At 62.6% G+C, this 12,194-nt stretch carries 12 protein-coding genes; 3 read left to right on the top strand and 9 right to left on the bottom strand.

Features of this window, described 5'->3' with window-relative positions:
* Positions 1–49: 49 nt before the first annotated feature.
* Both U5S82_13435 and U5S82_13430 read right to left on the bottom strand, forming a co-directional pair.
* Positions 50–1,210, bottom strand: a complete 1,161-nt coding sequence (locus U5S82_13435; GenBank protein ID MDZ7752636.1) for an IS4 family transposase — start codon at positions 1,208–1,210, stop codon at positions 50–52.
* Positions 1,179–1,424, bottom strand: a complete 246-nt coding sequence (locus U5S82_13430) for a hypothetical protein (GenBank protein ID MDZ7752635.1) — start codon at positions 1,422–1,424, stop codon at positions 1,179–1,181. The genes U5S82_13435 and U5S82_13430 overlap by 32 nt, the downstream gene beginning before the upstream one ends.
* Before the next feature lie 984 nt (positions 1,425–2,408).
* Here U5S82_13430 and U5S82_13425 point away from each other — a divergent pair.
* A complete protein-coding gene (locus U5S82_13425; protein ID MDZ7752634.1) occupies positions 2,409–3,578 on the top strand; it encodes a DUF3596 domain-containing protein in 1,170 nt (389 codons plus the stop codon).
* A gap of 9 nt (positions 3,579–3,587) precedes the next feature.
* On the opposite strand, the gene U5S82_13420 is transcribed toward U5S82_13425, so the two are convergent.
* A complete protein-coding gene (locus U5S82_13420) occupies positions 3,588–3,977 on the bottom strand; it encodes a hypothetical protein (protein ID MDZ7752633.1) in 390 nt (129 codons plus the stop codon).
* Between the two features lie 169 nt (positions 3,978–4,146).
* Between U5S82_13420 and U5S82_13415 the strand changes: the two genes are divergently transcribed.
* Together U5S82_13415 and U5S82_13410 are read left to right on the top strand one after the other, a co-directional pair.
* Positions 4,147–4,461, top strand: a complete 315-nt coding sequence (locus U5S82_13415) for a helix-turn-helix domain-containing protein (GenBank protein MDZ7752632.1) — start codon at positions 4,147–4,149, stop codon at positions 4,459–4,461.
* Positions 4,462–4,589: 128 nt separating this feature from the next.
* Positions 4,590–5,390 (top strand): N-acyl homoserine lactonase family protein, encoded by an 801-nt coding sequence (locus U5S82_13410; GenBank protein ID MDZ7752631.1) that lies wholly within the window; start codon positions 4,590–4,592, stop codon positions 5,388–5,390.
* Positions 5,391–5,408: 18 nt separating this feature from the next.
* On the opposite strand, the gene U5S82_13405 is transcribed toward U5S82_13410, so the two are convergent.
* The 6 genes from U5S82_13405 to U5S82_13380 all read right to left on the bottom strand — a co-directional run bounded on the left by U5S82_13405 (position 5,409) and on the right by U5S82_13380 (position 12,178).
* Positions 5,409–6,278, bottom strand: coding sequence for a cupin domain-containing protein (locus U5S82_13405; protein MDZ7752630.1), 870 nt, complete (start codon positions 6,276–6,278; stop codon positions 5,409–5,411).
* A gap of 236 nt (positions 6,279–6,514) precedes the next feature.
* The gene (locus U5S82_13400; GenBank protein MDZ7752629.1) at positions 6,515–6,700 is read right to left on the bottom strand and encodes a hypothetical protein; all 186 of its coding nucleotides are present in this window, start codon (positions 6,698–6,700) and stop codon (positions 6,515–6,517) included.
* Complete coding sequence (locus U5S82_13395; GenBank protein ID MDZ7752628.1) at positions 6,697–7,497, bottom strand: AAA family ATPase; 801 nt, start codon at positions 7,495–7,497, stop codon at positions 6,697–6,699. Before U5S82_13395 ends, U5S82_13400 begins: the two co-directional genes overlap by 4 nt.
* The gene (locus U5S82_13390; protein ID MDZ7752627.1) at positions 7,497–8,843 is read right to left on the bottom strand and encodes a DDE-type integrase/transposase/recombinase; all 1,347 of its coding nucleotides are present in this window, start codon (positions 8,841–8,843) and stop codon (positions 7,497–7,499) included. The genes U5S82_13395 and U5S82_13390 overlap by 1 nt, the downstream gene beginning before the upstream one ends.
* A gap of 15 nt (positions 8,844–8,858) precedes the next feature.
* A complete protein-coding gene (locus U5S82_13385; protein MDZ7752626.1) occupies positions 8,859–9,398 on the bottom strand; it encodes a hypothetical protein in 540 nt (179 codons plus the stop codon).
* A gap of 356 nt (positions 9,399–9,754) precedes the next feature.
* Positions 9,755–12,178 carry a tetratricopeptide repeat protein gene (locus U5S82_13380; protein ID MDZ7752625.1) on the bottom strand — a complete coding sequence of 808 codons (2,424 nt, stop codon included), beginning with the start codon at positions 12,176–12,178 and terminating at the stop codon, positions 9,755–9,757.
* Positions 12,179–12,194 lie beyond the last annotated feature (16 nt).

Genomic DNA, 12,194 nt, shown 5'->3' with positions numbered 1-12,194 from the left:
GGAGCCAATTAAATGTACTGTCACCCTTAGGCATCCCCTCATTTTTAACTCAAATAATACCGAAGGCATCGCGGAACACGCGTTGCTCGTGGAGGAGTTCGGTGAACTTCTCGAATAACGGGCGCAATCGCTCCTCAGGCCAATTCGGAATATGTTCGTAGAGCATCAGTCCCTGGCGAAACAGCGAGTGGGTACGCCGCTTAACGGTATTTGCCTTCAGCCAGCGATCGTAGCCCAACGCCTCTCCCGCGGCACCGAGCAGCGACAGCAAGGCGATGGCCAGTGCACTGATCAGCAACAACCGGTCGCGGCGCTCCGGGCGACCGATCCGCAGCGAGGACATCCCCATGCCGAAGCGCAGATCCTTGATGTCGCGGAAGCTCGTCTCAATCCCCCAGCGCTTGGCGTAGTAACCGATGAGCGTCTTCGCCTTCGCCTCGCGGTCACTGGCAGCCAGGCACCACGGCTCCTTCATGTCCTTGGCCTGCACACACACGACCGTGGCCACGGGCAGGGCTTGGGAGTCGGTCAGCGTCGCATCGCGCAACGTGCGCGCCCGGCCATGGGTACCCACCCACTTCGCTGCCTTGCGCCGCTCGCCCTTGGCGTTGGTGATGTAATACTGGCTGCGCAACCGCACCACATAGCCGAAACCCAACTCCTCGCTCAGCAGCTTCAACAGCTTGCAGTCCGCAAAGCCCCGATCGGCCACGATCGTCACCGCCACCCCCGCCGGCAGCACCTCATAGAGCCGACACAGCAACGCATCCTCGTAATCCGTCTGCCGGCCCTTGAGGGTGGCAGCCTCCACCGTCTGCCACAGCAACGGTGTGGCACGACCATGACGGGTCAGCATCGACAGCACCAGCGTCTCGTGCCCGTCATTGGCAAAGCTCGTCCAGTCCAGCGCCACCACCACCTTGGTACGTGCGCCGATAACATAGGGCACCCAGCACGCAAAGAACCTAGCGAGTTTGATGCCGCGGTTGCTCAGCAGCCGGTCCACCTGCTTCACACCATGCTTGCTCAGCGTCCCCTGGGCATGCGCCAAACCCTGACCGATGGCATGCACTGCCAGCGAAGCGCTGGTCAGCACCCCCCAGGCCGCGTTCGCCAGCGACAACACGCGCTTGGCGTGCAAGTCGCCGTCGAAAAGCGTATCAATGAACTCGATGATGTCATCCTGCCGAAGCGCCTGTGCTGCTTTCATCGCCGGTCCTCATGGTGATTGTGAGGACTCCAAGAATGATCTTCAGATCAACAAGTTGCAAGTCATTGTTGAGATTAAAAATGAGGGGATCCCTGAGACTGTCACCGTAATTCTGCAGCGGTAAGGTGGCGCGGTGTTTCTGATTGACCCAGGCGACACCGGCCGCCACGAGTTGGCCGTTATTCCATTCGTCGCCAGTGTGAAATTGCGCCACGGTCCACGGTGGTGGTCGCACACAGGGAACGACCGAAGGCGAGCCGGGGCAGCAGCTGGGTGGCATCGCGACCGTATGCCTGGTCGCGTTCCGAGGTGTCGATGTCGGCGAGCCGAACCTTTACCGACCGCGCTTGGGGGCTCTCTGCCAGCTGCGGGGTATCACCATCCACCCCGGACCACTTGGCCACGGATGTCGCACTGCGGGGCAGAATGGGCCCGCAAGGCAAGGGCCCCAAGAACAAGAGTAATTGCGATGCGGAGGGTGGGCATGGCCGGTGCCTCCTTGCTCGTGACCCGAATGTGGGTCCTTCCTGTCGGACTATTGCCGGAGCGTTAGTAGATAATCCGGTAGATTATTCTTGATAGTGATATAAGGTTATTCTTGCAACTTATTGATTTTTTTGGTGGGCCGTGAAGGATTCGAACCTTCGACCTACTGATTAAGAGTCTCCATACCTGAGCGTCCTTTCGACGCTCCTGGCCGGTGGATCGACTGGATTCAAGGCCAATAGCTGGCTCTCCTTGGCCCGCTATCCAGAATTTTTCCCGACCCTGGATTAGATAGCATGAGTACGGTCAGCGTAGGCACTAAGCAGTCTACCTTCCGACCTACGCCAACTTCCTTGACTTTACTCTCGGAACCGCTGCCTTGCTGCAATACCTTTTAGAAATCAGATGATTAATGAATCCACCTCAAGCCTACCGTGATCGATTCAACCTTAGCACCAAGCAGTTTCCACGAAGCAAGCGCCGTCCACCACAACCCCCGTGGAGTCATACTTGTACCATCGGTCCCGACTTTTCCATCGCTGGTGTAACCGGTGGCCGTGAACTGGGTTACAATTCGTAAATTCTCAGAGGAGACGGGGTACTCTGAGAATGCCATTCGCACCAAACTCAGGGACGGCGTATGGCTGGAGGGCCAGGTTTGGAGCAAAGCCCCGGACGGCAGAATTCTGATTAGCGTGGATGGATATCACCATTGGGTAGAAAGCCTCGCACGGGTGTCAGGGCAGTCAGCGCCTCGTCCATCGAGATCTCCTTCACCTATCAGGGAAAGCGTTGCCGCGAGAAGATCAAGCTCAAGCCCACCCCCGCTAACCTGAAGCGGGCCGAGCGCCATCGCGCTGCCATTCTAGACGCGATCGAAAAAAGCACCTTCGACTACGCGACCACCTTCCCGGAATCAAAGAGCGCACCGCTCTTCAGCGACCAGCCGGGCGCGACGATTGCCGTCGAGCGTTTCCTTTCCGATTGGTGGCGCGGTGAGGAAAAGGACTTGAAGGCCTCTACCCGCACCGTCGACAAGCGAATCGTCTTCAACCAGATCATCCCCGAGTTCGGTCAGCTCGCGCTCACGGATCTGAAGTGGCACATGATCCGCGACTGGGCCAAGTCCCAAGGCTGGAGCGGAAAGACCCAGAACAACAAGCTCAGCGTCCTGCGGCGGGCTCTCAACGAGGCTGTGGAACAAGAGCTCATCCACAATCACCCGATGGCGAACAAGGTCATTCGCCGCCGCAAGTCGCGGAGCGAATCGGTAGCCAGCACTAAGTCCAAGATCGACCCGTTCAGCCACGAGGAGCGTACTGCGCTGATCGGGGCCGCCAGGGGACAGCTCCAGAACCTGGTCCAGTTCGGGTTCTGGACGGGGCTACGGCTCTCCGAGCTGTTCGCCCTCAAGTGGGGCAATGTTGACTGGATTAACGATCGAATCTACGTCGAAGGCGCACTCACTCAGGACGCGGAGGAAATCGAGGACACGAAGACGGAAGCTGGCGAGCGCACGGTCAACCTCCTGCCACCGGCTCTTGCCGCCCTGAAGGCCCAGAAGGAACATACGTTTCTGAAGGGCGCTGAAGTTTTCCAGAATCCTCATACGCGAGAACGGTGGACAGGCGACCAGGCGCTTCGCACTCGGCAATGGAATACGCTTTGCCGGCGGGCTGGCGTCCGTTACCGGCCTCCCGGCCAGATGCGTCACACGTTTGCCTCGATGTCGTTGATGGCGGGCGAGTCGCCGCAGTGGGTCGCGGCGCAGATGGGGCACAGGGACTGGACTTTTACGGCGCGAGTTTACTATCGGTGGATCCCGAATGATGCTGGCGATGCTGGCAAAAAGGTGCTGAATAAATGGGCAACCAACGACTGAAGTCGAATGTCATAATATCCGTAGGCATGCGCACTTAAAGACGGCAGACGGGTCATCAAGACGACCGCGCATCGCCAGTACATCAATGCCTTGGCGAGTAGCAGGCGGTGTGCGCTCTTCCCAATCTTCGCAGCGATTTGTCGGCGCAATCACCTCGCAGTCGTCGCCTCGCAAACACAGATCGCGCTGAAGAGAGAAACCCAAGTAAGACGCCTCGTAACACAGATTCAGTTCAATGCCGCCAAAGTAGTCGCTGACCTTCTCGAGCTGACTCAGCAGCCCTTTCAGCGTTGCACGAGACTGAAACCGAAGTGCCTCACCCGTGCACTGATTCAGCGCGCAACCGTGGTAGCGCACATCATCGCCATCGATTCCGACGTCAATTGCATTCAGTCTCATAGACGCCCCCTTGTTTTCATCTATCGATCAACCACTTGAGACATCCATCATCGATGATAACCCTCGGCCCAAGAGGGGGCTCTATACCTTACTATCCGCCGACACGCTGACCGTGTTAGCCTGACTCGGCAGCGTGCGCTAGCTCATCAACGCGACGCGACGCCTGACCGTGACGACACTGGGCAACGTCATCGTGGTGGCCGATATTCCTCCCGAACTAGGCGGCGTCGGCAACTTTCGCGAAGCGCCGGACTGGACTCGCGTGCTGGCCAACTCTGCAGACCGTCAGCTGACGGCCGGCAAGACGCCGCTACTAGCGTCGGCGCTGCCCGAGTTCGAGAAGGCGCTGATCCGGATTGCGATGCGCCGCACCAAGGGGCATCGCCAGGAAGCGGCGAAGCTGCTCGGCTGGGACCGCATCACGCTGACTCGAAAGATGAAGGCGCTGCATCTCGACGGTGCGTCGGAGCCGCCCGGCGCCTGACAGCTCGCTCGGCCCGATCGATACCGTCGTCGGGCCGGCGCGCACTGTCGCCGGCGTCCGCTTTGCTTGAACCCTGTGTCGCAGACAGCGACAATTCGGCAAAGGAAAGGGTAGTGCAGGGGAGAACAATGCAACAACAAACGCTGACCGATTCGCTCAGGCTCTATGTACTAGAGTGCGGCAAGATCACCGATGTCACGTCCGAGGAGTTCGGTTTCGAGGGCGGCTCGCTGTCGTCCGAGATGTTCAGCGCCTGTTACCTCGTCGTGCATCCGAAGGGTACGTTGCTGTGGGAAACGGGTGAGATCCCCGATAACGCGCTGAACGCGGACGGTACACCGACGACCGACAGGGCGTTCACGGTCACGAAGCCGTTGCTGCCACAGCTCGATGCGCTGGGATACACCCCGGATACGATCACGTATCTCGCGATGTCGCACTACCACAACGATCACGTCGCCAACGCCAATGCTTTAAGCGGTTGCCACTGGCTCGTGCAACGGGCCGAGCGTGAGGCGATGTTCGCCGACGAGCCCGATACCGAGCGCAACGGCCCGATACTGCCGGCGCGCCAGTTCTTCTGTGATCTCGAGCAGAGCGAGACGACCGTCATCGAGAATCGCGACCACGACGTCTTCGGCGACGGCCGCGTCGTGCTCAAATTCACGCCCGGACACACGCCCGGCCACCAGTCGCTGTTCCTGCGCCTCGACGAGACCGGCCCCGTCATCCTGACCGGCGACCTGTATCACTACACAGAGGAACTCGAACGAGATGCGGCGTTCGTCAACCACGCGAGCAACGAGATCGCGACGACGAGCCGTCGGGCACTCGAAGCGACCGCCAAAGCGGAAGGTGCGGCGCTCTGGATTCAGCACGACGTGGCGTTCGCGAACAACCTCAGGCGCGCACCCGACTACTACGCCTAGGTCCGGCAAACCGTCCCGCTAGGACGGTCTGCTCAGGCCTGACCGAACGTCGGCGATAGCTTCAGCCAGCCAACCTCCCACGTCGTCTTCGCGGTCCGCCTCCATAGTGGCCAGAATCGGCGTAAGGTCGACCTCGTCGAGGGCCGCGACGAGTCGCGAACGGATCTCCTCGGCCGTCGGCGCATCGGGTCCCGTCGCGGCTACGCGTTTGCGCAACGCGACGTCGGCGTCGGCCGCTTGCGCGAGCGCGCGTGTCAGCAGGTCGTACAGCGTCGCGGGAGCGAGGCTGATCGTCAGATGCATCGACTCGCGCTCAGTACAGGCCGCCGAATGCATCGCGCCGCGCGGCAGGTAGAGCACGTCTCCGGGCGTGAGTTCGAACGCCGTGAAGTCGTCCGTCGGCGTGTAGCGCTCGGGGTCCCAGTCCGTGGACGGCAGCGGCAACTCGATCCGATTCGTGTAGTCCGGGAAGATCGTCCAGCGCTTTGCGCCCGACAACTGCACGACGAAGACGTCGGTGATGTCGAAGTGCGGCGGAAAGCCGTCGCTACGCGGCGGCGTCAGGTAGATATTCGCCTGTGTGGCCCCGACGAAAACGCGTTTGACGGCCGCGATCAGGTCGCTCAAGTGCCGGTCGTAGTGGTCGGCATCGCGCAACCGAACGGTCTGGCCTTCCCGGAAACAGCACGTCGCGACGTCGAGCGCCGAATGTCCCGACTTCTTCTGCATGTCTGTGAGGCGCTTGAGGTGGCCGTCTGCATAGATGTCGACGCTCGGGAGCGCCGCATTGTCCGAGAGCACACGCTCGAGGCGTGCTACGTCGAACCACGCGTCGGTCTGCTCGGCGTCGAACGCTGCGTCGAACTTGCACCAGGACCGTTCCCGCACTTCGGCATTGAACCGCGCAATACCGAACTCGCCGGTCAGTGCGGCCGCGAGGTGGTGTTGTATCTCAAATTATTCCACCAGTAATTTCCCGGTTTATTCCGAGCGAGTAGGCTGCAGTTTTCTCGGTTTGAGCGCTCCGGTGGAAGAGCGCGGGCAGGATAGGATGAGAAGAAGCTGGAGGTCTGGCGAGATGGGCGCCGCTTGTGGCGGCGGTTGCGGTTGGGAAAGACTGGGATTCAGTCCCAGAGGTCGGGCTGTCTGGGATTGGTGTTCTGGTAGTAGCGCGTGATCTCGGCGAAGTAGCGGTTTTCGAGGGTCTGGGCGATGGCGTAGAGGAGGTCAACCATCTGAGCGGCGGCCTCGTCGGAGAGGTGGTCGGGCAGGGTCTGATCGTCGTCGTTCATGGTGGTGTGGTGTCTCACGGTTGCAGCTCGTCGAGCGCTGTCTGGAGGTGGGTCTCGGTGACGTGGTGTTGGTTGTCCAGCGCGGCGGCAGTGAGGGCGTAGTGGGCGATGCGGTTGACCTTGCGCGGAAGCCCGCGCGAGGCCTGGAACAGGGCCTCGGTTGCGGGTGGGGTGAAGATGGGGGCCTCGGCGCCGGCGAGGCGCAGGCGGTGAATGAGATAGTCATCGAGTTCGTCGCGCGAGAGGCCGGGGAGGTGGTGGCGCACCACCAGTCGCTGGCTCAACGACTCGTGCACGGCCATGGCGAGGCGTCGGCGCAGCTCGGTGAGCCCGACCAGCAGCAGGCACAGGCGGTTGTCGGCATCCATGGCGTAGCTGGTCAAGAGGCGCAGATCCTCGAGCACGTCATTGCGTAGGTGCTGCGCCTCGTCGACGATCAACACGGGCAGCTGCTTGGCCTCCTGCACCAGGCGGGTGATCTCGACGCGGATGGCGCGGTAGGCGGTAGCGCGGGACCGCTCCGTGGGCAGGCCGAGTTCCCAGGCGATGGACTTGTACATATCGAGCACGTTGCCGGTGGACAGGGAGACGTAATAGACGCGGTACAGGCCGGGATGGAGTCCGGCGGTGACGTGCCGGCAGACGGTGGTTTTGCCGGAGCCGACCTCGCCGGTCAGCAGGCCGATGCCGCGCAGATCGATGAGGTGCGTGAGCCGGGCCTCGGCCTCGCGGCGGGCGGTGGAGGCATAGAGTTCATCGGCCTCGAGGGTATTCTCGAAGGGGAAGCGAGTGAACGCGAAGTGGCGCAGATACATTAGTCGTTCTCCTCATTGTGCGGGTTGTCGAAGGCCCCGAGGGTGAGACGCGACGGGGGCGGTTCGGAGGCTGGGGTATCGGTGTCGAGGCGCCAGGAGGGCCGGTCGCGGCGCACGGTGGTGTTGGCATAGGCATCGAGCGGCGTGGCCTGTCCTGCCGGCTGGCCTTTATGGACCACGGTCAGGGGCCGGGTGGGCGGCACGGCGGGGTCGTACTGTAAGGTCACGGTCTCGCCGACGAGCACGGCGTCGACCTCATAGACGTGGCCGTTCAGGCTCACGGTGCGGTCGTTCATGACCCGGCGCTTGGTCTCGCAGAGGAACAGCGCATCGAGGCCGGGATCGGGGAAGCGGATCTGATCGCCGACCAGGGCCCACTGTTCGAGGGGCGTTTTGCCGTCGAGGCCGCGGTGCGGGGTGTGGTGATACTCGCCCTCGATGAAGGCCCACAGGCGTCGGTTGAGGGCCTCGAGGCTCACCGTATCCTCAGCGGTGAGCTGGGTGAGCAGCTGTGCTCGGACGGTGCGGAACCAGCGTTCGATTTTGCCCTTCCCCTGAGGTTGATGGGGTCGGGCGTGGATCAGCGCCGTGCCGAGCCTGGCGCAGACGAGGGCGAGTTGGCGGGAGCGGTAGTTGGCGCCGTTGTCGACGTAAAGGCGCTGGGGGATCCCGCGGCGGATGAGAGCCTGCTTGAACACCGGCAGGAAGGCGCCGGTGTTTTCGGCGAAGGCGAAGGCCGCATAGGGGATGACGCGGGTGGCGTCATCGATGAAGGCGATGAGATAGGTCTTTCTGCGCCGGCCCCGCCCATCAGCGGCGGTGATGCCATGCATCACATCGCTCATCCACAGCTCGTCGGCGTACTGGAAGGCGAAGCGCCGCCGATCGGTGCCGATGGGTGCATCGGTCTTCTTGACCATGAGCCCTTCGCGGGTGAACAGACGGTGCACGGTGGAGGCGGGCAACGGCTGCTCGGCCGGGACCAGGCCCTGCTCGCGTGCGTGTTTGATCACTGCGCGCACTGACAGCTTCGGATGCCCCTCTTTGATGGCGCACAGCGCTTCGGCCACGGAGTCGGGCAGTCGCCGGGGCTGCCCCCGATCGGCCCGTGGCTTGGGCAACAGCGCGTCGAAGCCGCCGCGCCGATAGTGCTTGAGCCAGTCGCGGATCGTCTCGGCGGCCACGCGGGAGCGACGGCTGCCGGGGATCACATAGTCCTTGTCTGCCTTGGCGCGCAGCCGCTCGGTGATGCCGGCACTGCCCGGGGGCCAGTGTACGAGGTCGGCGATCAGGCCGTAGCGGAACAGGGCCACCGCCTGGCGGTGGTCATCATCAGGATCAGTCATCGGATCTTCTCTCGGTTATGAGCCCTTGGGCCCGGGAGAGGAGACGTTACGGCGGAGAACGCGGCGGATCAGGCCCAGGGGTTGTTGGGTGGCCAAATTGGGATCACCGTGGGCGGTTGCCCGGGGACAAAACCCCACCGGCGTCGGCAGTTGAGGCAGCTGCCGGGCCGCCGAAGCACGCAGCGCCATCAGCACGGTCTCATGGCCGAGATGGCCACGAAGGTGAGTGACGGTCGCGAGGCAGCCGGCCAGTTGGTCAGGCAGAAGAGCGATGACGATGAGCAAGAAACGGTGCACCAAGACAATGCGCCGGCGTATCCAGCGCAGCGCCCCCGGCAGCTCGATATCCAGGCGCAAGGTGCTTGCCGCCGCTTCCATGCTCGGCGCCTGCTCGGCGACGGCCACCACGTGTTCCAGCTCGTTGAGCGTACCGGGCAGCCGTGCCGCCAGATGGTCCGGCAACAGACTGAAGGTGGTGTGACTCTCAGGGCAGTACCAGCGGGCGATTCGTGTCCCCGCCGGCGTCTTGCGCTCGTAGGTGCCGTGGCGGGCCAACGAGCAACCACCACGAGGATGGTTTGGGCAGCGAGAGAGACTTGCCTCCCGCCAGGCTTGGCGGTTAACGTAATCCTCGCTGGTGTGCCCCGTTTGGAATCGAAGCTGCACCGGCCACGGCCCGGCGGCTGTCACCGCGCGGGCCTTTTCCTTTCTTCTCACTTATCGGTAAGTAGAGATTACCGGCTCTGCCCCGATCAGCGAAAGCCTCAACATCCACCGGCGACACCCCTGCCCGACGACTTCCCGGAATACTCTCTCTGACCAGAGGCTTCACCAGCGGGACAAACCGAGAAGATCCGACTGGTATCCAACGCTTTAATCTGCGAAACAACAGGTGGTCTGAACGGGTCATGTCACGCCGCCGCATTGAGGTCCGCGCGCGCCTCGCGCGTCCACTCGTGCTGGCTACCCATCGTAGCCTCAAGGGTAGAAACCGCTCGCTCGATCTGCGCGCGGGCGGCGTCGAGACGGGAACGATCGCGTAACCAGAACCTTGCCTGTCGATGGCGCGCGTGCGCCGTGTTCGCGTGTTCATCGCCCGCGTGCGCTTCGAGCGCAGCGACGGCCTGGTCGAACGATGCGGCCGCGCCGGACTCATTACCCGTTGCCGCCCGACACTCTGCGATCTCGAGCAGCACGATGCCGACGCCGTCGTCGGGCGTACCATCGCCGGAGAGGATCGCACGTGCCTGGGCAAATTCGGCCAGCGCATCCTCATTACGACCGTAGGTGCGATGTGCCTGGCCGAGCTGGGTCAAGAACATCGCGTAGGGCGCGCCACCGTCGCCGTGCAGCGCGGCGTTACGTCGCTTCGCGTCGTCGTAGAGGCGTTTCGCGGCCGTCGCATCGCCGGCTGCATCGCGCAGCAGACCAAGGCTGAACTCTACGTCGACGCGGCGTTGCTCGAAGCCTTGCGGCACGGCGTCGTACGTCCCGAGCGCCCGCCGATAGCACGTTTCCGAGCGGGAATCGTCGGGATCGAGCTGTCGGTAGACGTCGCCGAGTGCATGCACGATCGTTGCGCGTTCGAGTGCCTGTTCCGGCGACGGGTCACTGACGATTGACTCGTGCGCCTCGAGTGCGTTTTCATACAGCGCCGCCGCGTCCTCGAAGCAGCCCGCCATCTGCAGCACGTGTGCCTGGTGATGACCGAGCCAGAGCCGGTCCTCGTCGCTGTAGATGTCCCGACCGGCCGAGGCGGCGATCTCGAACACCTGCAGCAACGCGCGCCAACGGTCGCCGTCGCCGAACAGCTGTGTCTGGCCTTTTCTGTCGTGGTCGAGCAACCAGGTCGGGAAATACGCGGGCTCGGACCTGGCGAGATGGCGAGCGGCCGCGACGAACGCGCGGTCGTCCGCACTGCCGAGCTGCCGAGCGATGCCGTGGCGCCCTGCCTGTTGCCGGTAGTAATCGAACAGGAAGCGGTGTACGCGAGAATACAGCATATTGCTGCGCTCGCACTCACGGAGCTGCAGCTCGTCACGGATCGTCGGGTGCATCGTATAGAAGCCACTCGACCTGAACATGAAGCTCTGCCCGGTCAGCTGCGCCCAGTCGGCGTTGCTGACGTGCCCCGGAAACTGGTGGACGAGACCGAAATACAGCGATTCGTCGATCGCATCGGGATAGGACGCGATGCGCAGATTGCTGCGCTCGCTGTCCGAAAGGTGATCGATGAACTGGTCGACGAGCTCCATCGGAGTGCGGCCAAAGTCCTCGACCGCGGGCGCCCGCCCGTCTGCAACGAGATCGTGGTACAGCCGTGCGGCGAGCGCCAGATGCAGCGGCACGCCGTGCGCACCGTCGACGATGCGCGTGCAGATTGCATCGTCGGTCAGGCCCTTGTATTCGAGGTAACGGCGGGCGTCTTCCGGGTGCAATCCGTAAGTGGGTTTTTGAATCAGCGTCGTCGGCTTGAAGAACGAGTCGTCCTTGCACCAGTCGAGCTTGTTGCGGCCAAAGATCAGGATCAACGCGCCCGGTGACGCCTTGATTAGCGATCGGAGCCAGCGATCGGTCTGCGTAACGACGGCCCCGCCGCTCGCGCCGAGCGCCTGATAGTGATCGAACGCAATCGCAACACGCGACACGTCATCGCGTTGCATAGAACGCCGTAGGTCGGAGCCGAAATACTCGGGCAGTCGCTGCACGAGGCGTTCGGGCGACGGCGTTGCAACAATTTCGTTGGCCTTTTGCTTGATCTCGTTGCTGAGCCATCGATTGCGCATAAGCGGCGTCAGCATTTTGCGGCCGTAATTGAAGAGGAACCCAGCGCCCGGTACGTCACCGGCGACGTACTCGACAAGTTCGAGGATGATGCTCGTCCCGCCGTGTTCGTCGAGCGCGTCGTATGCCTCGTGCAGATCGCGCCCCGGGTGTTGGAGTTCATACAAGCGCACGAACGCCGTATCGAACGTCTCGAACGAAATGCCCTGGCCCTTGAGATCCGAGCGCAGCTTCAGCAACGCGCCGACCGGGTCGCGGTACTCGGGGCCGTTGAAGTCGACGATGCCGACCGCCGGATCGCGGCCGTTCTCTTTGCCACGGGTCTTGATACGGTGAAAAAACTCCCAGAGGATCTCGGACTTGCCCTGGCCAGCGACGCCCCACAAGACGAGGACGCGGTACGCATCGGCCACGTTGCCGTCGGTAGTCTGTGGTTTATCGAATTGCTCTTCACAGAACGCAAGGTATGTCTTGCGATCGGTGAAGTCCTTGTTCTGTGCCGGCTGCGGCCGGGTTCGCGGCGCCATCAGATCCTGAAATGTCTGCTTCATCGGGTCCCCCCCTCTA

This window comes from Gammaproteobacteria bacterium, assembly GCA_034522055.1.
GTDB lineage: Bacteria > Pseudomonadota > Gammaproteobacteria > JAABTG01 > JAABTG01 > JAABTG01.
This window is presented reverse-complemented; position numbering and strand designations above follow the sequence as displayed.